This is a genomic window from Daejeonella sp. JGW-45 (genome assembly GCF_029360805.1).
GTDB lineage: Bacteria > Bacteroidota > Bacteroidia > Sphingobacteriales > Sphingobacteriaceae > Daejeonella.
Genome location: NZ_JARKNC010000001.1, coordinates 187,895 through 208,675, shown reverse-complemented (window position 1 = coordinate 208,675; position 20,781 = coordinate 187,895). Strand labels below are relative to the sequence as shown.

The 20,781-nt window shown below is 49.5% G+C and carries 17 protein-coding genes; 4 read left to right on the top strand and 13 right to left on the bottom strand.

The genetic code is table 11. The features are described 5' to 3' along the window. Positions 1–6: 6 nt before the first annotated feature. Both P2W76_RS00940 and P2W76_RS00935 read right to left on the bottom strand, forming a co-directional pair. The gene (locus tag P2W76_RS00940; RefSeq protein ID WP_276345573.1) at positions 7–816 is read right to left on the bottom strand and encodes an anti-sigma factor; all 810 of its coding nucleotides are present in this window, start codon (positions 814–816) and stop codon (positions 7–9) included. After that, positions 813–1,370 (bottom strand): sigma-70 family RNA polymerase sigma factor, encoded by a 558-nt coding sequence (locus P2W76_RS00935; protein ID WP_276345571.1) that lies wholly within the window; start codon positions 1,368–1,370, stop codon positions 813–815. The genes P2W76_RS00940 and P2W76_RS00935 overlap by 4 nt, the downstream gene beginning before the upstream one ends. A gap of 194 nt (positions 1,371–1,564) precedes the next feature. On the opposite strand from P2W76_RS00935, the gene P2W76_RS00930 reads away from it, so the two are divergent. Together P2W76_RS00930 and P2W76_RS00925 are read left to right on the top strand one after the other, a co-directional pair. Then, positions 1,565–2,269 (top strand): ferritin-like domain-containing protein, encoded by a 705-nt coding sequence (locus P2W76_RS00930; protein ID WP_276345570.1) that lies wholly within the window; start codon positions 1,565–1,567, stop codon positions 2,267–2,269. 10 nt (positions 2,270–2,279) lie between these two features. Beyond that, positions 2,280–3,116 (top strand): ferritin-like domain-containing protein, encoded by an 837-nt coding sequence (locus tag P2W76_RS00925; protein ID WP_276345568.1) that lies wholly within the window; start codon positions 2,280–2,282, stop codon positions 3,114–3,116. A 64-nt stretch (positions 3,117–3,180) separates the two neighbouring features. On the opposite strand, the gene P2W76_RS00920 is transcribed toward P2W76_RS00925, so the two are convergent. Next, positions 3,181–3,768, bottom strand: coding sequence for a cupin domain-containing protein (locus tag P2W76_RS00920; RefSeq protein WP_276345567.1), 588 nt, complete (start codon positions 3,766–3,768; stop codon positions 3,181–3,183). Between the two features lie 205 nt (positions 3,769–3,973). On the opposite strand from P2W76_RS00920, the gene P2W76_RS00915 reads away from it, so the two are divergent. Beyond that, positions 3,974–4,336, top strand: coding sequence for a SnoaL-like domain-containing protein (locus P2W76_RS00915; RefSeq protein WP_276345566.1), 363 nt, complete (start codon positions 3,974–3,976; stop codon positions 4,334–4,336). Positions 4,337–4,416: 80 nt separating this feature from the next. Beyond that, positions 4,417–5,793 (top strand): neutral/alkaline non-lysosomal ceramidase N-terminal domain-containing protein, encoded by a 1,377-nt coding sequence (locus P2W76_RS00910; RefSeq protein WP_276345565.1) that lies wholly within the window; start codon positions 4,417–4,419, stop codon positions 5,791–5,793. Between the two features lie 46 nt (positions 5,794–5,839). Here the strand turns inward: P2W76_RS00910 and P2W76_RS00905 are convergent, their stop codons facing one another. The 10 genes from P2W76_RS00905 to P2W76_RS00860 all read right to left on the bottom strand — a co-directional run bounded on the left by P2W76_RS00905 (position 5,840) and on the right by P2W76_RS00860 (position 20,685). Then, positions 5,840–7,003, bottom strand: a complete 1,164-nt coding sequence (locus P2W76_RS00905) for a chromate transporter (RefSeq protein ID WP_276345564.1) — start codon at positions 7,001–7,003, stop codon at positions 5,840–5,842. 5 nt (positions 7,004–7,008) lie between these two features. Continuing rightward, a complete protein-coding gene (locus P2W76_RS00900; protein ID WP_276345563.1) occupies positions 7,009–7,554 on the bottom strand; it encodes a hypothetical protein in 546 nt (181 codons plus the stop codon). Positions 7,555–7,635: 81 nt separating this feature from the next. After that, a complete protein-coding gene (locus P2W76_RS00895; protein WP_276345562.1) occupies positions 7,636–8,493 on the bottom strand; it encodes a chromate resistance protein ChrB domain-containing protein in 858 nt (285 codons plus the stop codon). 70 nt (positions 8,494–8,563) lie between these two features. Further along, on the bottom strand, positions 8,564–9,328 hold the full coding sequence (locus P2W76_RS00890) for a creatininase family protein (RefSeq protein ID WP_276345561.1): 765 nt from the start codon (positions 9,326–9,328) through the stop codon (positions 8,564–8,566). A 105-nt stretch (positions 9,329–9,433) separates the two neighbouring features. Further along, positions 9,434–10,180, bottom strand: coding sequence for an SDR family NAD(P)-dependent oxidoreductase (locus P2W76_RS00885; protein ID WP_276345560.1), 747 nt, complete (start codon positions 10,178–10,180; stop codon positions 9,434–9,436). A gap of 90 nt (positions 10,181–10,270) precedes the next feature. Further along, the gene (locus tag P2W76_RS00880) at positions 10,271–12,478 is read right to left on the bottom strand and encodes a PQQ-binding-like beta-propeller repeat protein (RefSeq protein ID WP_276345559.1); all 2,208 of its coding nucleotides are present in this window, start codon (positions 12,476–12,478) and stop codon (positions 10,271–10,273) included. 22 nt (positions 12,479–12,500) lie between these two features. After that, positions 12,501–14,510, bottom strand: coding sequence for an iron-sulfur cluster assembly protein (locus P2W76_RS00875; protein WP_276345558.1), 2,010 nt, complete (start codon positions 14,508–14,510; stop codon positions 12,501–12,503). Between the two features lie 69 nt (positions 14,511–14,579). Then, positions 14,580–15,686: a PKD domain-containing protein gene (locus P2W76_RS00870; RefSeq protein WP_276345556.1), complete on the bottom strand. Its 1,107-nt coding sequence runs from the start codon at positions 15,684–15,686 to the stop codon at positions 14,580–14,582. A 90-nt stretch (positions 15,687–15,776) separates the two neighbouring features. Next, complete coding sequence (locus tag P2W76_RS00865; RefSeq protein WP_276345555.1) at positions 15,777–17,327, bottom strand: SusD/RagB family nutrient-binding outer membrane lipoprotein; 1,551 nt, start codon at positions 17,325–17,327, stop codon at positions 15,777–15,779. Positions 17,328–17,364: 37 nt separating this feature from the next. After that, entirely contained in the window at positions 17,365–20,685 is a 3,321-nt protein-coding gene (locus P2W76_RS00860; RefSeq protein ID WP_276345553.1) for a SusC/RagA family TonB-linked outer membrane protein, read from the bottom strand. Between the last annotated feature and the right edge of the window lie 96 nt (positions 20,686–20,781).

The following is a 20,781-nucleotide window of genomic DNA, read 5'->3' as shown; positions in this document are numbered from 1 at the left end:
TGTGCCTCAGACCTTACCCCCAACCGTCCCAATAACCATCAGCTTCGCCATAGTCGGCTTAACGCTGCCTCCTCTTTTCTCGAGGGTAACGGCAAAGGCCTGCGGCTTGTCTACGCTCTTCATTTGTTTTAAGCCTGAAGCCTGGTCGCTGACATCAAAGACACCGAGGTCTACCGGCTGCCCGTCTACGATGGCCCATAGCTGGTATTGGTGCTCATCATCATTTTGCGGCATGTTTAAGCCCGAAAGGTCGAGCAGGACATCATTACTCCGGGAATTAAATGCTACGGCTATACGCGAGGATTTGGATATTTCTGTTCCCTGGAGCTTAATAAGCTGATAGTTGGGATCATTAAGAATTTCGAGCGAGTTTTTAAGCTCCCCGCTTAACTTGTTTACCTGGTTAGTGAACTTCTGGTTGGATGTTTCCAGCACAGCGATCTGCTGCCGGGATGCATCCAGCCGGTTGTAAACAACAAACAAGGCAGCCCAACTGATCAACAGCAAGGCCACGGAGGCCGCAAAAGCATATTTGTAAGACGTGAATTTTGGCGTTTGCGGAATGCCGGCGATCTTGCCGCTTTCTTCCGGGATCTCAATGCTGCTTAAGACCCGGTCGCGCATGCGGGGTGCAGGAGTCCTGCCCTGTGAATGAGCAAATGTCTCAAGCGCCGTTTCGATCGCGGTTAGTTCGGCTCTTATTTCAGGATGCTTTTTAGCGAGCTCTTCCACCTCAAGCCTTTCATCCGCGCTAAGTTCGCCCAGCACGTAAAGCTCAAGTACACCACTTTCAATATATGATCTGATATCTGTCATGGTTCCTGGAAAAACTTCCTCATAGTTAAAATTGCTGCCCGCGTCCGGGTTTTTAATGTACCCAGCGGAATGTTAAGCTTCTCGGCTGCCTCGGCTTGCGTATAACCCTGGAAATAGATCAGTTGAAGTATGGATCGCTGATCAGGCAGAAGCTTTTCTACCATCTCCCTGATCCCGACCGCGTCGGTATTAAATATCGAACTTTGCTTATCATCGATCGTATTTACGAAGTTATCGATGTCCTGGTTTTTTGTATGGTTGCGGTAGTCCTTTGACCGGACCTTATCAATAGCCAGGTTGCGGGCAAGGTTTACCATCCAGGTGAACAGGCGGCCTTTGCCGGCGTCATAAGAAGAAAAGGAGTTCCAGATCTTTACAAATGTATCCTGCAATACGTCCTCTGCTATTTCCTCATTGTCAATGATGCGGTGGATAACTCCGTACAGCGCCGGTGAGTACATATCGTACAGCGCCTCGATGGCTATTTTTTCCTGTTTGCGAAGGGCGCTGATCAGGTCGGGTTCAGATAGTTTTACTTTCGATGTCCTGTTCAACGTGAATGATTGATTGCATTGGTGGATATCCGGCTTAAAGGATAATAAGTTTGAAACTACTTAATTGTTTTGATTGACAGGTAATATTTTCAAAAAATGCCCGGCTTAAAATAATTCGCAACCAAAAAATCCGCTTACCCGGATTTCCCGTAAGTACCTCCAATCAACAAGAACTTTAACCATAAATTCTAATTATGAACACTTTGAAAAATCAGGTGGAACAGGATCCGGCAAATGCGCAGGGCGATATTCTGTCTGCCACGCTGGAACGCCGCTCGTTCCTGAAATATGCCGGAGCAGGTGCTGCAGGCATCGCTTTGATAGCAGCCGGCTGCAAAAAGGACAAAATGGACGGAAGGGCAAACTTCGGCCGGGATGACATAGCCATCCTGAATTATGCCTACGCGCTGGAACAACTTGAAGCTGCCTTCTATACAAAGGTGGTTGCAAGTCCGTATACAGGTATCTCCTCATTGGAAAGCTCCATTATGACCGATATCAGGGACCATGAGATCGCGCACCGCGAATTCTTTAAAGCTGCCCTGGGCGGAAGTGCCATCCCTTCGCTGGAGGTAGATTTCTCATCCGTCAATTTCAGCAGCCGCGACAGCGTGCTGAGCACGGCTAAAGCCTTCGAAGACCTGGGCGTATCGGCCTATAACGGTGCAGGCTTCCTGATAAAGAGCGACGCTTATTTAACGCTGGCAGGCAAGATCGTATCGGTAGAAGCGCGCCATGCTGCGATGATCCGTGATCTGATCAGCAATGGAACGTTTGCCGACAGCTCGGTAGTGAATGCGCAGGGGCTGGATACTTCCAGGAGCCCGAGCCAGGTGCTCGCAATCGCAGGAACATACATAAAGACACCGTTGAATGTAGAAGGATTACCAACTTACTAAACTTAAGGACATGAACATTGTAAATATAATCGAAGAAATAGAGAGAGTTGATCCGGAAATTAACGACCGGATGAACCCGCGCCGTTCGGCAATAAAAAATATGGGGAGCCTCGGCTCAAAGATCGCCATGGCGGGACTGCCCCTGGCGCTGGCTTCATTGTTTAAAAAGGCCTACGGACAGCAGACTCCGGCATCGGTAAATGAAGTGCTGAATTTTGCACTTACCCTGGAATACCTGGAGGCTGAGTTTTATACATTGGGTGTTGCCAATACAGGCCTGATGGCCCAGGGCACTACGGCTGGAACCGGCGCCCTGACTAATATACGCGATCATGAAAACCAGCACGTGGCTTTCCTGAAGTCAGTTTTGGGAGCGGCAGCGGTCGCCAAACCGGTATTTGATTTTACTGCCAAAGGAACTTTCCCGACAGTTTTTTCCAGCTATGATACTTTCCTGGCCGTGGCGCAGGTGTTTGAAGATACCGGCGTAAGGGCCTATAAAGGCCAGGCACCTGCCTTGCTCGGAAATAAAGTCGTTCTCACAGCAGCATTAAACATCCACTCGGTGGAAGCGCGCCACGCGGCTCATATCCGCTACATGCGCAAAACCCGGGGTGGTGCGGCTGCTTCCATGAAGCCATGGATCACCGGATCAAACGATACGGGTATAGGGGCTGTGGTAAACGGCTCGTATGCAGGAGAGGAAAATTTAAGCCAGGGCGGGGTAACCATCACATCATTACCAGGCGTATCCGGAAATATCTCCACGAATGCAGCCACTGAAGCTTTCGATGAGCCGCTGACCAAGGCGCAGATCCTGGCGATAGTATCTCCATTTATAGTTTAGGTTTAGCAGTTCAGTGAAAACAGGAGGTTTGAGCAATCAGCTTCCTGTTTTTTTTTTGGCGGACCTAAACGGGGATCCGCTGCAGTATGGCGATAACCGGTTTCCTGACGATTTCCACGCGGTGTACCTCGTGCAGGGGGATCTCAGTATAATCACCGGCTTCCATAAAGAATTCTTTATTGCCGACCGTGCATTTGCATTTTCCCTGCAGGATGAGAAAGCTTTCATGCAGGTCGGTATGAATTTCATCATCAAAATCAGTGGAGGATACCAGCAGGATCTGTGTCACCTGAGCGGTTTCCCGGATCACCTTGCTGTAGCACCCATCCGAAAAGTCGCCCGGGATATAATCGCGAACCAGCCTCTGCCAGTCCCTGTAGTCGGAATCGCTGCTTAATAAAGGCAGAAAGGTATTGCCTGTGAGCTCAGGAACGGAAATCCTGTTAAGTATCTCATCGATAAGTGAACGGGGCGGCTCAATAGCAGCTGCCGTTGCCAGTTTCTCCAGCGAAAGCTCGATCTTATCCAGTTCCGCCCTCAGCTCGGGGTATTTTATGATATTTTCCTCGGCTTTATCTTTTTCCACCCCCGACAACAAGCCCATAGCATAAAGCTCCAGGTTCCCGCTTTCTAAATATGATCGTATATCCAATGTTAAAAATGTGTTGTATAACCCGGACCTGGATGCGGGTTTATCTAATTTACGGAAATATAATGCAAATATAGGAGGCAATAACTCATACCACATACCAGAATATCGTACCAGTTTTATCGCAAAAAGGATAAACGGCTAATAGCCGGGCTTTGTAATTTAGCATAACTTAACAACAATAGTGGTTCAAACCTGAATCTGAATTATGGAGACAAAAGAAATTGCAGATAAGCTGGTTGAGTATTGCCAAACCAACCAATGGGAACGTGCTTACCGCGAATTGTTTGCCGAAAACGCCAGGGGTATCGAAGCAAAAGAAAGCCCTATGTTCCCCATCGAGACCATTGGACGGGACGCAATGATCGAAAAGGGGAAGAAGTTTACTGAGCAGGTGGAGAAGGTTCATTCCTACGAGATCAGTGAGCCCCTGGTGGCCGGCAGTTTTTTTACTGTGAAGACATCAATGACCGCCGACTTTAAAGGCGCGGGTAACGTGCACATGGAGGAGATCTGCCTCTACCGCACAGAGAATGGGAAAATAATTTCGGAACAGTTCTTTTACGATTAGTTCTGCAAAGGGAATTGCTTTGACAATGGCAATTTGTTTACGTAAAGTTTTATCTTCGGTTACGTAAACGAAATCTCCTCATGATAAGACTTTCCCTGATCACTCTCTTTCTGTTTCTCTCATCGCTCAGCTCATTTTCTTATGCGCAGGATAAAGGCACCCGGGCCTGGAGGGCTGGTACTGCCCGGGTAAATATTACTCCCCAACAGCCCATGTGGCTGGCGGGCTTTGGTTCGAGGACCAAACCTTCTGAAGGCAAAATCCACGATCTTTGGGCGAAGGCATTGATCATGGAGGATGCAAAAGGGAGAAGGGCTGTTCTTATCACGATGGACCTGAACGGCATTCCCCGTAATATTTCCATTCGTATCCGCGAGCGTTTGGAGACGAAATACTCCCTGTCCAGATCCCGGATCATACTGAATGCTTCCCATACTCATTCGGGACCTGTGTTGGATAATTATTTATACGATGTATATCCTATTACTGATGAGCTGAAAGAGCGAAGCAGGGTGTATACCATAAAATTTGAAGAGCAGATCGTGAACCTGGTCGGCTCTGCGATAAGGGACCTTGAACCGGTTAAGGTCTACTCTGAAAATGGAGTTACGCGCTTCCAGGTTAACCGCCGGAACAATAGCGAGGCTGCATTAAGCCGGCAGACGGAATTAGAGGGGCCAAATGACTATGCTGTGCCGGTAATTAAAGTGGTAAACAGAAAAAATAAGCTGAAGGCGATCGCGTTCGGTTATTCATGCCACCCTTCTGTTTTAAGTCTCGATAAATGGTCGGGCGATTACCCCGGCTTTGCACAGATAGAACTCGAAAAGTTACACCCTGGCGCTACGGCTTTATTTTTTCAGAGTACCGGGGCCGACCAAAATGCCATACCCCGCAACACTATAGCCTGGGCAAAGCAATACGGAACAGAGCTGGCAGCAGCCGTCGGCCGTGTGATGGAAGATGATATGAAAGAATTATCTCCTGAGCTGGCAACCGCCTACAGGGAAATTGATCTGCCTTTCGCTGCACCTTATACCATCGAAGAGCTGGAGAGGATGAAGAAAGACCCGTCAAAATACCAGCAGGCCTGGGCCGCACGGATGCTCGAAAAAGCCAGGAGGGGAGAAAGCCTTCCTAAATCATATCCTTATCCGATACAGGTCTGGAAACTGGGCGAACAGCCTATTATGGCTATGGGTGGGGAGGTGGTCGTTCAGTACGGCATTGATCTCAAAAAGATTTTCGGTCAGCAGCTATTTGTAATGGGCTATAGCAACGACATCATGACTTATATTCCTTCAGAACGGATCTTAAAAGAAGGTAAATACGAGGGCTTCCTGGCGAATATACTATTCGGTCTGCCCGGGCAATGGGCAGCAGGGGTACAAAGTACGATAGTGAATGGGATGGTTAAGCTGGCGGAGGAAGCAGGGGTAGAGGAGCAAGCGCCGTGAGGTTCCAGCTTTCAGACGAATTACTGAATGAGCTATAAGGTCAGATTTAAAACCCTTTTATCACCATCCCCACCACCGCGGCAACTAGTATCACATACGGTTCCTGCAGCTTTTTAATGAACAGCAGTGAAGAGATACTGGCCAGTGCGATCAGGGCTGTGCAGACATCCACGATAGATCGTGAGGCTATGATAATAACCGATCCGACCAGGGCTCCGATGACGCTTGCTGTGATTCCCCCGACGAAAGCTTTTACACTGTTATTCTGGGCTATCCTTTTAAATGAAGGGGCTAATATCACAGTGAAAAGGAAGCAGGGCAGGAAGGTTGCCAACGCTGCCACTGATGCCCCGGGAAAGCCGGAGACCAGATAGCCGATAAATCCAACGGTGATGACAACCGGTCCGGGGGTGATCATTGCAACAGCCACCGAGTCAACAAACTCCGACTCGGTCAGCCAGCCATATTCCTGAACAACCCCGGCATGAAGGAAGGGAACAATAGCTAAGCCGCTTCCAAATACAAATGCCCCGGCTTTAAGAAAGAACAGCCCGATCTTAACCAGCTCATTATTTCCCGACTCCCAAAAAACCATTCCGGCGAGCAGGAACGAAGGTAATACCGGGTTACGCCTGGCCCATTGGGGAGGGACTTTAATGATCATATATATTACCCCGGTCAGGATAAACAATAGTACCTCCTCTCTCTGGGTGATCACAGTGATGACGACCCCAATGAGATATAATATCCATAATAGCCAGTTAGCTCTCATCGCTGGCAACGTGAATTTACTGATAGATTTAACAGTGAGTTTATAAGCGCTGATGCTGATGATCCCGATAACGGATGCGGATACGCCATAAAATATGGCCTGCATCCAGGAAAGGCCGCTGTAAAGCTTGTAGGCCATCCCCAGCAAAACAACCATAATGAAGGAGGGCAGCACAAAAGCCAGGCCGGTCAGGGTTGCGCCCAGCAATCCGTAATGTACGAAGCCGATGTATATGCCAAGCTGGGCTGCAAGGGGCCCGGGGGCGAGCTGGGCCAGGGCCATTCCTTCTTTATACTCGTCCTCGGTGATCCATTTCTTATTTTCGACCAGGTCCCTGTGCATATAGCCGACTAATGCCACCGGGCCGCCAAAGCCCCAGGTTCCGAGCTTCAGGAAGTACAGGGTCAGATCTTTCAATGAGTAGTTACTGTTTGCCATATCGCTTAAAATCCAATACCAAATTGAAATGCTACTGCAAAGGAGGAAGGCCGGTCATTTCCAAACCGGACAGGCAGGGGCAATGCTGCAAAGTAATTGTTATGCTTATTCTTCTTGATTACTTTGTTTAAAACCGGCGTAAAGCCATACCTGCCGGAAGTTTCAAAAGCTGCCCTGCCGGCAAAAGTGTAGCCATTGCCCAGAGCGAATAAGATACCCGGATGGAATAAGAAATTGCTCATCTTACTGGTACCGTTTTCCGCCCGTATGTGTGGAACAACCTCAAACGAAAACCCGACTTTTCCAGTCTTCCACAGGTTGATCCCTACCGGCATTCCAACTGTATAACTGGTCCCGAAGTTTGTATGTGTGCCATCTTTATCAAAGCTTGCCAATGGATGTACGATTCCGACATAGCCTGCTATACGTGGATATACTATTGCAGGAGGAGATGGCTCGGTCTCAGTTCGTTTGTCCTGAGAATACCCGGTACTGGCGATTGATAATAAAGGGATGTAAACTAAACTCAGGTGTTTGATAATAGAGATCATTATAAACCCGAACCGCTAAATGTGATCAGCTGGTCGGGATACAAGTATAACACATGCCTGTGCCAGTAAAATAGAACAGATTTAACCTTTGGTATTCTTTTTACCTTTCAGCGTTCTTTTGTGCATGGACGGGCTCTGGCCGAGTTGTTTCCTGAATATCCGGGTGAAGTGGCTCTGATCTGAAAAGCCGGTCAGGTAGGCGATCTCTGATAAAGAATAATCGGTTTCCTCCATAAGCTTTAATGCCTTTTCGATCCTGAGCTTCCGGATATAATCTCCAAAGGACAGGTCGTCGAAATGACGTGAGAACTCCCTCGACAGGTAAGCAGGGTGCACCTTAAGCTCCCCGGATATCTCTTTGAGGCTGAGGCTAAGATTCAGGTCTATCTGGTCCTGGATGAGCTCCTTAAATTCGTTCACCCATTCGGGTGTTTTCTTCTCACTCTTTTTATGCCTGAGGTACTTATTATATACCTCCAGCAAGATATGATCAGTTGGATTTTGAGTGTGTTTTATATCCTGCAGGTGCCTGGCCCAGCTATACAGGGCGTCGTAGATCACTTCAGCTTGTTCCAGCAGCTCCTTATCGTCTTTATAGTTAAAGGCTAGTCCGGCGGAAATGGCCCACAGGCCGGAAGCCTGGCTGGCCAAATGATGCGCGTCGGTATCGGCCCCCCGTACGATCAAAGCCATTGTCAGGAGCGCCGGGTCATCAAGCTTATACTTCTCCAGGAAGCAATCGAAGGTGCATTTATCCTGGTAATGTGTGAACTCCACATCCGGGATATCGAAGGGCGTTGCGTTAAGCTCCTCTGCCCTGCGGATTACATCGCGGAGGGGGACATAGAATATCTCTGCCTCCGGGTCGATAAATCTTTTTATCAGCCAGGGGCAGGCAAGACGGTCGATCTTGGGACGTTCGCGTGTTATCCATCTCATTGCCCAAATATACCGATATGCTTTTATTGTTCCGGCGAAGGCCGAATCTCAGACCTTTATTCCGTCCCGGTTACTTCGCTTTTAACGCGGCTACCTCGTTAACCAGGTCCTTCAGCGCCTCCACAACGGCTGCTGCTATCCTCTTTCCCTTTTCAGGGGATGAGCTGCGCGGATCGCCATATACCCCGTTTGGTGTCATGGCTTTCATGGTGCGGTAGTACGAAACCTTTCCGCCCTGGAGCATATCGCCTTCGGCCAGGTAGAAGGTAGGAACATTTCCCCCGGCAGCGATGAGGTCTTCATTGACCAGGTCGGGCGCGATAACCTTCATTAAGGAAGTCTCAAATTCACATGCATGGCCGGTACCGCCCGGGCCGGTTTCGGTGATCTTCAGTAATTCGGGTTTCGCCAGCGTCCACCAGGTGGCACCGAGGATATGAGATTTGGGATTAGCAAAACCAAGCTGCTCGAGGATCACGGTCATAATGCCCTGGTTACCTCCGTGGCTGTTCAGCAGGATGATCTTATGAAAGCCATGATGGATCACCGACTGCACGATATCTTTCACCACTGCAGCAAACGTGGCGTGGCTGAGGCTCAGGCTGCCTGTAAATTCCATGTGATGGTCTGAACAGCCTACAGCTACCGGCGGCAGGATCAGTATCTTGTCCGGGATCTCCTCGTTGAGCAGATTCAGAAAGTGGCCGCCGATCATCCTGTCGGTAGCTACCGGCAGATGCGCGCCATGCTGCTCGGTGGCCGCGATATTTAAAAATACCGGTGTGTTTTTGTCTAAGTCAGACAGCTGCTTTGATGTTAGTTGATCCCAAATCATAATTGTATCGTTTTACCGCGGCGCGGATAATGTAATTTTAAGAATTAGTTTTTTATTCTGATGCATGGATTCCTACATAAAACTGAAATTATTTTCCATTGATCATTAATAGGTTGCCCTTCCGCCGGAAAGGTCGAACGTAAACGCCGTAGTAAAGCTGCAGGCTGGAGATACGATGAACGCAGCGGTATCTGCCGCCTCTTCCAGGGCACCGCAGCGCTTCATAGGGATCTTGTCAGTCATGTATTTCACCTGTTCTGCCGGCATGGCCTCTACCATGGCTGTCCGGATCACTGCCGGCGCCAGCGCATTGACGGTGATGCCGGTTTCAGCATATTCTTTGCCCTGTACTTTGGTCATCCCGATCACCGCGGCTTTTGAGGAAGAGTAAGCCAGCATTCCGGCGTTCCCTTCCTTGCCAGAGATGGAGGCGATGTGCAGGATGCGGCCGTAATTATTCTTCAGCATCCAGGGGAGGGAGTATTTCGAGGTCAGGAAGGAGCCGGTGAAATTAATATCGAACACCAGCTTCATATCTTCCACACTTACTTCGTGGCTTTGGATGTTCGTTTTGCCGGTAATCCCCGCGCAGTTCACCAGTATATGTATCTGTCCGAAAGCAGATCCCACTTTTTCGATCACGGAGCTTACATCTGCTTCTTTGGTAATGTCGAGGGTGTAGGTTTCGCAAGCAGAGCTGAGCATTGCTTTCGTTTTTTCCAGTCCTGCTGCATCTCTGTCTAATAAAGCGAGCTTTACACCCTGTGCTGATAATTTTACTGCGATAGCGGCGCCCAGGCCCGAGGCTGCCCCGGTTATAATTCCAACCTGGTCTTTAAATTCTGTGGTCATTATATATGTTTCTGTTTTGTGTCTGATAATTCATTTAACTCTACCGGCTGCGATTTCCGTGTCAGCAACTGACTGAGATACCGGGGGATGTTATTTAGAAGGAAGTGAGAACGCTACATACGAATCACCTGATTTGGTCTGTAATTTTCCGCCGCCGCAGGCGATCACGATATATTGCTTGCCGTTAACACTGTACACCGATGGTGTGGCATAGCCGCCTGCAGGCAGCTGTGCCTCAAATAATATCTTGCCTGTTTTTTTATCGAACGCCCTGAACTTTTCGTCTTTGGTAGCTGCAATGAAGACCAGCCCGCCTGCTGTTACCACCGAGCCGCCATAGTTTTCTGTCCCGGTTGTGATGCCTTTTGCTTTGAACTCCGGCACATCGCCCAGAGGCTTCTTCCAAAGGATCTTACCCTTGTTAAGGTCGATGGCGTTCAGCGTGCCCCATGGTGGTGCTATTCCCGGGTGGCCCTCTTTGGTCAGGAATTGTTTAATACCGCCCAGGCGATAGGGTGTGTTATAGAACGGGTCGCGCACTCTGGCTTCCTGGACAAACTTCTTGCCCTGTTTTGATGTGATATTTAAGAGGTAGGAAGCAATGGCGGTTTTGTCGGCCCCGCTCAGGTTCTTAAAGCCCGGCATCATCCGCCGGCCGGAGGATACAAGTTCTTTGAAGCCAGCCTCGTCATATCTTTTCTCCAGGTCGAGCAATGGAGGGAATGCTCCCGATCCTTTCCGGTCGGCACCGTGGCAGCCGGCGCAGTTCCTGGTGAACAGGGTCTTCCCCGCCTCCAGATTGGTTTGGTTGGATGCCGGCACGGCCTTGTCTTTCGCGTCGACCATGGTGATGATCCAGGGCATTTCGGTAGAATTTATATACAGGATGCCGCTTTGCGGGTCGAACGAAGGGCCGCCCCATTCGGCACCCCCGGTTAAGCCGGGCAGTACAAGGGTTCCCTGTTTGCTCGGGGTTGTAAACATCGGCCCGCGTTTATACGACAGAAAGCGCTGTTTAAGATCGGCTTTTGATGAATCGGGTACCAGGGGATTAAGATCGGCCCCGGTAAAGCTTTGCCTGGCGAAGGCCGGGATGACTGTAGGGAAGGGTTGAGTTGGCGAAGGCTGTTCGCCGGTAAGGTCTGAATCTGTCGGCACCGGCTTTTCGTTAACCGGGTATACGGGTTTACCAGTTTCACGGTCGAGCATAAATATGAAACCGTGCTTGGTTACCTGCACAACGGCGTCGACCTTTTTCCGGTCTTTCCTGACGGTTACCAATACCGGAGACGTCGGCAGATCCCAGTCCCAGAGATCGTGGTGGATGGTTTGAAAATGCCATCTGTACTTTCCTGTTGCTGCATCCAGGGCAAGGACGCTATTCCCGAAAAGGTTATCGCCCTTACGCTTGCCTCCGTAGAAATCAGGGTTTGTTGTGCCTGTTGATGCGAACACCATGCCTCTTTTTTCGTCCAGTGTAAGTCCGCCCCAGGCATTGGCACCGCCGACAAACTTGTAGGCTTTGGGGTCTTCCCAGGAGTCGAAACCGGCCTCCCCGGGAGCAGGGATAGTCCGGAACAGCCATTTCATAGCCCCGGTATGCACATCAAAAGCCCGGATATGTCCCGGTGCTGCTTCTTCTTCTTCTGAGAGGCTGGTGCCCACAATAAGCAGGTCCTTAAAGATGATCCCCGGGGTGGTAGAGGTAACGCGGAGGTGCTTAAGGTTTCGTGTAGGATCCAGGCCCTCCTCAAGTATGATCCGGCCGTTCCTGCCGAAGGTCTTAACGGGCTTTCCGGTTTTGCTGTTGATGCAAAACAATGAAGGGCCCACTGTGTAGAACAGCAAGTGTTCACCCTTGTCTTTTTTATAAAGAGCAAGGCCCCGGCAGGCATTGATGCCATAGTTGTTACGACCGGAATTGTCGACAAGGATACTGTCGGCAGGATTAAATACCCATTTTTCGTTACCATTCGACGCATCAGCCGCAAAAAGCTTAAGCTGGGCAGTGACGCCATACAATACGCCGTCCACGATTAAGGGGTTGGCCTGGATCTGGCTGCTTTTATCGCTGTCCTTTGTGTTGTAGATCCACGCGACTTCCAGGTCTTTCACATTCGCATGGTTGATCTGGTCGAGGGCCGAATACTGAAGGCGTTCTTTGCCGCCGCCGTAGACAGGCCAGTCGTCATTATTGCCGAGATCCTGGTAGGAAACAAAAGATATAAAGAGGATACCCAAAATGGCAATCACCAGCGTCCTGGCATTTATGATGCCACGGGGTCTTTTTCCGATCATATACTATCGATAAATTATAATGCTAATCTAATCCTAATTTTTTACGGCCAGTATCAGTGATCAGGTTGGAGGTCCATAGCGGGTACCAGGTCTGTTCCATGATCACTTTCTTAACTCCCGGAAGTTCGTAAATAGCTTCCATGATGGTTTTCGATACCGTGGAGTGGACCACGTTCGAGCTATGAGCGAAGTATTCTCCCAGGGGCCTGCCTCTGTGCGGCATAGCCAGGGTTACCGTCACTACACTGCCCCGTACGTTTATATCGTACACAAAGCCCAGGTCTGCAATGCTGATATCTGCTTTGTACAGCTGTGGGTCTTTGACATCCCCCAGGGCTTTCCAGATCAGCGCCTTGGAGATCCTGGCGTCCTGTGCTTCCCCGGCGCGGGCGAGTTTCCCCGGGTTTTCTTTTGCTGCTGCCGTTTTAGGCAATACGGAGCTTGTTCCGGCCATCGGCGACAATAGTTCTTTTCGCAGTGCCTCGATCTGTGCAGGACCATCAGCAGGGGTAAACGGAATGGTGATGTAGACGTTCTTCTGGTGCAGAACAGCTCCTGCCGGGATAGTTTTGACGTCTTTCGGAACCGGGTAGCGGCTCCAGATCTGCCCATGCCATTTATAATAGAGCTGCGGTGATCCGTTATGTGCGAGTTCGGGAAGCCCATCCGCGCGATGTTCCAGAAATAAGCCGATAAAGGAATCCCTGGTGTCTTTATTATAGAAGCCGATGCCCCAGAGCTTGTCTCTCATATCAGCCGGTACCTCACCTGAGCGAAGTTTCTCATCGGGTCCCATCCATACAAGGTCGGTAAAGGACTGCCCGGTGATCACCCATTCATCGTCCCTTAGTGCAGCCGGCTCGAATTGTTTTACAGCCGTCATCTTGCCGAACTTATGGAAGTAGGGCAGCCCGGCATAAAAGCGGTATTCTATATCCACGTTAAGCCGTGCGGGTGCGAACAGCGGGTGCAGCGGCGAATACGGGAAGCCCCATCTGCGGATGATGGTGCATATCGGCCCTTTGACCACCTCGAAGTCAGGGCATTCATCCCACAACGAGATCCGCATCTTCTGAAATCCATCCTCAGACACGTAATCGTGTGCCCAGTCGATTCCCGCCGGTTCGCCATGTCCCTGACCGCCGGAATATATCTCCAGCCAATGCTCACGTTTCAGTACCATTTTGGCCAGTTGCCCGGTTTGTTTGGACAGGTAGGCTATAAAGTGTTCGTTCTCGATGTCCAGTCCGTAGCCTTCGCCCCTGACGAGGAGGTCGGTTTTATAGTTTGGAAGCTCGGCATCCGGGTTTCCATAGAATACCAGATAGTTCTTTTTTTCACTGCCATTATTATCTGCCAGAAACATCAGCTTACAGATCTTTTCTTCGCCCCGCCGTACCTCCGAAAATACCTGGGAGATGACTTCAGTGAGCAAACCGTCCTTGATCTCGGCCACACGGATCTCACGGGCCAGCGACTGAACCTGGCCTGACTGGAAGCTTAGCAGGACTTCTACCGGTTCGCCTTTGCGTCTGATGCCGGCTTTCTCTTCCATGCCGATGACCTTATAGTATTTCCAGCCATTGGCCCAGCCTTTCCAGCTCGCCGGCAGGCTTGATACCAGCCCGAACTGGCTGGCTCCCGCGACCGGCGTGCCGAAAGTTTCCTGTTCATGCTGGGCCTGCACTTCCGAAATGCGCAGCGAATTGGTGATAGCCCTGGCCAGCCGGTAGTCTTTCTTTGCCAGAGCTGCCTGGAGCATTTTTATCTTTTCTTCAAAGCTGTCCGACTGCCGGGATGAGTTTTGCAGGTTCAGTGCCTCGCTTACGAATTCAGTTACAGCATTCCCGCCTTTTGCGTTTGCTGCTAACGGAAGGCTCAGGCCGGCAAAACCGAGTAATCCCATGCCCAGGAACTTACGGCGTTTCATACCTTTGCCAGGGCCGGCAGCTGTTCCTGCTGCCGGAATTGAATCTGAGCCGGGGTTATTCCCTGGCTTAAGCACGGACCTGATTTTGTCTGGTTTCTTCATGTTTTAGTTATTTCTTCGTTGAGTAAAATATGTGTACCCGCCTGAAATTCTCCAGGTGAATATAAGGTCTTATTTGACAGATACATCCCAGACTTTTGACAGCCGCGATCTGCCTGCGGGGCCTTCAACCGATAAGCTCACCACGTACTGCCCGGCTTTACTGTATGCATGTGCAGGATGCTGCTCGGAGGAAGTCTTTCCGTCGCCGAAATCCCATTTCCACGACCTGATGTCGCCGATGGATTCATCTTTAAATGAAACCAGCCGGCGCTCCATGTCTGTAAATTTGAAAGACCATTTTGCATCGATAGGCTTGATATATTGAGCCTGAAGGGGCATGAGCTTAAAAGGGAGCAGGTGAGTTGCGTCGCCATACATCGTGCGCTCCTTACTCAGGTTCCAGAATCCGTTATTTTTGCCATCTTTCTTGTTTACGTTATCGTAATCGATAACTGCCCAGCTGAGGCCGATATTTTTATTTTCTGTCAGAACGGACTCCACTGCCCGGGATGGTCCTTCCGGTCCCGCATAATCAAAGGGGGTGATCCAGAATTCCAGTGTCAGGCGGCCGGCTTCTCCCGGATTGAATTTATAATTGCAGGCCGAGTTGGCGTATGGAAGCTCTTTTATCCATGGCTGGCTGCCCCAGACCATGGCCCAGTCTTTGTCGCGTGCCGGGGTGAAGATATGGTAGTTCTGCGCATGTACACCCTGGAATGAAAAGTAGGCATCCATGCGGTCCAGCGTTTTATTGGGATGGAAGGGGGCTATAAACGGCCCGCCAGACTGATCGCCATCCACTACTATTTCAAAAATGTCGTTATGCAGGTCAGGGTGAGAAAAATCCCAGTAATCATCGTAGGCTTCATATAAAAAGTAGAGCCTGTTCATGCCTTTCACCCAACCCACTTTTACCTTCACGTCCAGGTTCCGGGGATCCGCCTTTAGATGCCTGTTCGAGTCGATGCGGTCGTCAAAGAGTTCGCTCATCCCTACGGTATATTCCTGGCCGACAAGATCCCAGTCGGCGGTATTCCCGTCGATGACAGGGATCTTATCAGCCGGGAATTGAAATATCTTAAAACTCCGCTTATCCTGCGCCTCGATATGTGAGGCTGAAAAGCAGATCAATATGGTCAGGAATAAACGTTTGCAGGCTGACATACTTCTGTTCATGGAGATTTTGACAATACAAGGTGATATTAAGGTTTAGCCGCCCGCAGGGGGCAAGCTAAACACTTAATCTATAAAGGTTTGTTTATCATACTAGAATGGATTTTTATCCCACCATAAGGGTGTGCTGGCTTTGTCAGGCCCACCCAAAAGTCCCTCTGCTGCGATAACCGCCGGACCGTTCGAATTCCTCTCGATGGTTAGGAAGGTCGCCCTCCGGATCATTTTTTCCTTCGGCACATCCGGATTATCAGAATTGATCAACGGATATGTTTTAGGGTAGCCAGAGCGCCTCACCTCAGCCCAGGCCTCATGCGACTCAGGGAATAATGCCAGCCACTTTTGGGTGCCGATCTGCTCACGCTGCTTCTCAGGATCTGTTGCGAACTTAACCGGAATATCGGTTAGGGCAGGCGTGTTGAAGTATCCGCCGGGCGCCATAGGCAAACTCGTTCCATTGATATAGTTGCTGATTATGGTCGCATCATTTATCTCCCATGTTCTCATCGACATTTCAATACCCTTTTCATAGAGGTCTTTTGCCGTGCCGCCCATGTTCCAGCCGTTCAGGGCGCCTTCAGCCCGAAGGAAATACGCTTCTGCTGTGTACATACAGGCTTGCGGGGTGGTGTTCATGTTTATCGGCGCCAGCCTTAAACTCACATCAGAACTATTATCGAAGCTGTTTGCCGGGATATTCTGCTGGGCTTGTGACATACCGTTGCGTACACCGCGAAATTGGCCATCGGTTACAGCGGGCCTGAAGAATTTGCTTATGCGCGGGTCATTATAGCCTTTCAGCAGGCTCTCCATGGTCGAGCTCATGCGCGACTCGTTCCAGCCTGACTGAAGATTAAAGCCGTTGGGGTTTGCAGAGGTTACCGCCATGTAAGCGTCGTCGGCAAGCTCGGTCATTACGCCGCCGGCAAATGCTTTTTCTGCTTCTTCTTTAGCCTTGCCCGGTTCTACTTTTGAGATCCTCAGAGCCAGGCGCAGGCGAAGTGTGTTGCCAAACTTTAACCATTTGGCATTGTCACCCGCATAGATCGGATCTTTAGTTGCGAATGATGGAATAGCCAGGTTAGCTTTAAGCAAGGTTGTTGCTTCATCAAGTTCCTTAAAGAAATCATAGTAGATATCTTTCTGGGAGTCATAGCCTATAACAGTTCCCTTCTCCCCGATTTTCGAGTAAGGTATCGGTCCCCAGTAATCTGTGGTGCGATGTAATACAAACACTTTCCAGATCCTGGCAACTGCATTTAATGTAGGGTCTTTGGCTTTTGTCGACTCGATGATATTGTAAAGGGCCGGCATCGCCGATACATACGTATTAGCCCACTGATGAGAAACCCAGTCCTGGACAATTAAATATCTATGCGACATATGCGCAGGCTGTGTGGAAGCAAAGTGCTGGGAGTAAACCCCGGCGAACAGTGCAGTTGAAATGATGTAACCATTGGCGTTAAGTCCGGCCATCACAGCGCTCGGGAACAAGCTGCGGTTATCTGCTGGCGACAGTTCAGATAAACGGCCGTCGTCTGTATTGATTTCTTCGAAGTTTTTAGTGCATCCCGAAAAAATCAGCACAAGCGACAATAGTGTGTACCCGATGGTTTTTTTATATGAAGATAAGTGACGTTTCATTGTATTAATTTTAATTACATGAATTAATAAACCATCATTAGAATGAAAGCTTCAGGTTAAGGCCGATGTTACGGGTGCTTGGTAAAGAAGCGAACTCTACACCACCTGTATTGCCGGTACCCGTTGCCATTTCCGGATCAAAAGGAGCATCCCTGTGGACGAAGAATAAATTCCGTCCGACTAACGATAGCTTGGCCGCTTTGATCAGGTTGGTCTTAGCCATTAGTTTCTCCGGGAGCTTATATCCCAATACGACTTCTCTTAGCCTCAGGTTTGTTCCCGAATAGGCGTATAAGTCGCCTACCGGGCTCCAGTTACCCACAGATGCCCAATAGCTTTCAGCAGAAATGGACTTGGTATTTTTTACGCCCGCCTCGGTGTAAGCGTCCAATACAAGTCCGTTTTCTCTGCCTTCTAATGATCTTTCTGAAGCGCCGTCAGAATCCATAATTGCCTGGGTGCCGGAAATAACCGTACCGCCGTTCCGGTAATCTATCAGGAAGCTTAGGGCAAGGTTTTTAAAGGAAAAGGAGTTCGATACACCCATCATATAATTAGGGTTATAGTTACCAACGTAAGAGTCTTTACCTGTTAACATCACACGGCCGTTGGCATCGACAAGTCTTCTGCCCTGGGCATCTTTTTTCCAGTTGATCATATACATATCGCCATACCTGCCGCCTTCAGCAGCCCTGATCATTACCTGCCTGTCGTCGATGATGATCGCCGACTTAAGCTCATCCGTTAAACGGATAACTTTATTGTTATTCTTGGCATAGTTCACGCTTAGGTCCCACGAGAAAGCTCCTTTTTGTAATGGAGTTCCGTTCAGGGTCAACTCAACACCGTCGTTCTGAATTAAACCGGCATTGATGTATTGGTTCCTGAATAATGAAGCGTATGGAGTAGCGATCGCGAGAAGCTGGTTTTTGGTTTGCGTTTTGTAATAGGTCAGATCGAAGCCCAGCCTGTTCTTGAAAAACCTCCAATCCAGGCCGGCTTCAAATGAAGAAGTAAGTTCTGGCTTGTAATCTCCCAGAGAGCGTGTGGTTGGTGTGGTTATCACACCGCCAGGCCCTACGGAAAAATAATTACGATCAAGATATTGCGTGCCGCCGTAGCCTGCATTTGCCAGAGTTACCCGCGCTTTACCATAGGAGACCCATGAAGGCATGGTCACCATGTCGGATACGATCGCTGTCAGACCTGCAGAAGGATAGAAATACGATTGGTTTTCTTTAGGAAGTGCCGAAGACCAGTCGTTCCTGGCGGTCAGGTCTAAATAGAGGTAATTATTGTAAGCCAGTGTAGTTGTAGCATACAGCGACTGCACCTGGGGGGTTCTGCTGGCGTAGTTTGATCCCCTTGGGTTTTTAGCGTTATGGACATAGAAAAAGTCCAGCTTATTCAGGCCGTTTGCATTAAAGTTCAGGCCTTCGAACCTGCTTTCCTGGATGGACCCACCCACGTAGCCATTCAGATCAAATTTCTTTGAAAGAGTTCTCTTGAACGACAGCAAGGCATCCACATTCGTTCCCTGCCCGTCGTACTTGGTAAGTGCATATACCGCTCCCTGGCCTGCGCTATGGTATGAATCTTCATACATGCGTTCGTCAGTTTTGCGGATGGTTTTATCGATACTGCCGCGAACCTGGAGATCGAGCCAGTCAGTGAACTTATATTTCGCGCTCAGTAAGCCCAGGATCCTGTCTTTCTTTTCAAAGAACAGGTGCCTGTTAAGCGCCCAGTAGGGATTCGACAGGAACACAGAACCGGGTTTCCAATAGCTTTGTCTCCTGTTTCCCAATGCATCGGTATATTCATAATCCTGCATTTCCGACAAAGGAATTGAGACCGGGGCACGGTATATCCTTGAAACTACGTCGATACGCTCATTCAGGTAAGGCTTATTATCAACACTTTCAACGATATAGGTTAGTTTCGAGGAGAATGATAATTTCGAAGATATCTGGTTGTCCAGCTTAAAGTCGATATTATGCCTGTTCAGGTCATGATTTCTGAGGATACCCTGTGCACGTGTATTTCCGTACGAGAAATAGGTCTGCAGCTTTTCGCTGCCGCCATTAACGCTAATGGTATTGCTGAGCGACCGGGCAACCCTGAAGAAGTCTTTCAGCCTGTCGGGCTGTGCCGTCATCGGGATTGTATTTCCGTTCCAGAGCGTTACCGGCTGGCCGGTCATCCTGGGTCCCCAGCTGGTTTCTGAGTTCGCATTATATACTCCGCCGGAGCCTTGCCCGTATACATTTTGGACTTGAGGTAATATGTTAGTCTGGTCTATCGAGGTATTTCCGGTATAGTCAACTGATATTTTGCCTGCTTTTCCTCTTTTAGTCGTGATGATGATGGCACCGTTCTGCCCCTGGCTGCCGTATAACGCTGCAGCAGATGCGCCCTTAAGAATGGTCATGGTTTCGACGTCATCACTGTTGAGCATTCCTATACCATCACCGCCATCACGGCCGCCGACTGTACCGCCGCCCTGCGAAAGACTTGTATTGTCGAGTGGCACGCCATCGATTACATATAATGGCTGGTTATTGCCATAGATGGAACGGCTGCCCCGTAACAGTACTTTTGAAGAGCTGCCGGGGCCGGTTGCATTCCTGGTGATCGTAACACCGGCAACCTTACCTTGCAGCGAGTTGATCAGGTTGGTTTCCTTAGCTTCATTCAGCTTGTCAGCCGTAACGGTCTGGGCAGAATAGGCCAGCGATTTTGCTTCCCGTTCAATACCGAGCGCTGTGACCACTACTTCCCCCAGAACCTGGGAGTCATCGGCAAGGGTAACGTTAATGGTGGTTCTGCCATTGACCGGAACTTCCTGGCTGACAAAGCCGATATAGGTGAAAACCAGTACCGCGTTATCGGGGGCGTTCAATGAGAAGTTTCCCTGAACATCCGTAGTCGTCCCGGTAGCGGATCCTTTCACCCTTACACTTACTCCGGGAAGGGTTTCGCCTTTGGAATCGACAACCTTTCCACGGATATCGACCAGCACTGCAGATTGCATCTTCATGGCCGCCCTTCTGGCTCTGGCAGAAAGCTTTTCGCTGATCACGATGGTCTTATTTTCAATGCTGTATTCCAGCGGCTGGTTGTTAAACAGCAGCTCCAATGCTTCAGACAGATTTGCGTCTTTCAGCCTGAGGGTAACTGGCCTTGCGGTTTTCAGGAGGTCCAGATCATAGAAAAATACATAGCCTGTCTGGGTCTTTATCGTTGAAAAGAAATCTTCCAGCGAAGCGTTTTTGCCAGCCAGGGTTACTTTTTGTGAATATCCGTTGGAATAGACATTCATTAAAGCAAGGGTAATTAAGATGAACGTCAGTTTCATAACCCGTCCTATTAGTTTGTAAAGCGACCTGTTATTGCAGTCCGGTGGAGGAGTATTATTTAGGCAACACCCCTTATTAGTAAGAGAATTCATACA

What these genes read in the sequence shown, in the direction of transcription:
- P2W76_RS00940 (WP_276345573.1), bottom strand. Translation starts at nt 816, where the DNA reads ATGACAGATATCAGATCATATATTGAAAGTGGTGTACTTGAGCTTTAC.
- P2W76_RS00930 (WP_276345570.1), top strand. Translation starts at nt 1,565, where the DNA reads ATGAACACTTTGAAAAATCAGGTGGAACAGGATCCGGCAAATGCGCAG.
- P2W76_RS00925 (WP_276345568.1), top strand. Translation starts at nt 2,280, where the DNA reads ATGAACATTGTAAATATAATCGAAGAAATAGAGAGAGTTGATCCGGAA.
- P2W76_RS00915 (WP_276345566.1), top strand. Translation starts at nt 3,974, where the DNA reads ATGGAGACAAAAGAAATTGCAGATAAGCTGGTTGAGTATTGCCAAACC.
- P2W76_RS00910 (WP_276345565.1), top strand. Translation starts at nt 4,417, where the DNA reads ATGATAAGACTTTCCCTGATCACTCTCTTTCTGTTTCTCTCATCGCTC.
- P2W76_RS00905 (WP_276345564.1), bottom strand. Translation starts at nt 7,003, where the DNA reads ATGGCAAACAGTAACTACTCATTGAAAGATCTGACCCTGTACTTCCTG.
- P2W76_RS00900 (WP_276345563.1), bottom strand. Translation starts at nt 7,554, where the DNA reads ATGATCTCTATTATCAAACACCTGAGTTTAGTTTACATCCCTTTATTA.
- P2W76_RS00895 (WP_276345562.1), bottom strand. Translation starts at nt 8,493, where the DNA reads ATGAGATGGATAACACGCGAACGTCCCAAGATCGACCGTCTTGCCTGC.
- P2W76_RS00890 (WP_276345561.1), bottom strand. Translation starts at nt 9,328, where the DNA reads ATGATTTGGGATCAACTAACATCAAAGCAGCTGTCTGACTTAGACAAA.
- P2W76_RS00885 (WP_276345560.1), bottom strand. Translation starts at nt 10,180, where the DNA reads ATGACCACAGAATTTAAAGACCAGGTTGGAATTATAACCGGGGCAGCC.
- P2W76_RS00880 (WP_276345559.1), bottom strand. Translation starts at nt 12,478, where the DNA reads ATGATCGGAAAAAGACCCCGTGGCATCATAAATGCCAGGACGCTGGTG.
- P2W76_RS00875 (WP_276345558.1), bottom strand. Translation starts at nt 14,510, where the DNA reads ATGAAGAAACCAGACAAAATCAGGTCCGTGCTTAAGCCAGGGAATAAC.
- P2W76_RS00870 (WP_276345556.1), bottom strand. Translation starts at nt 15,686, where the DNA reads ATGAACAGAAGTATGTCAGCCTGCAAACGTTTATTCCTGACCATATTG.
- P2W76_RS00865 (WP_276345555.1), bottom strand. Translation starts at nt 17,327, where the DNA reads ATGAAACGTCACTTATCTTCATATAAAAAAACCATCGGGTACACACTA.
- P2W76_RS00860 (WP_276345553.1), bottom strand. Translation starts at nt 20,685, where the DNA reads ATGAAACTGACGTTCATCTTAATTACCCTTGCTTTAATGAATGTCTAT.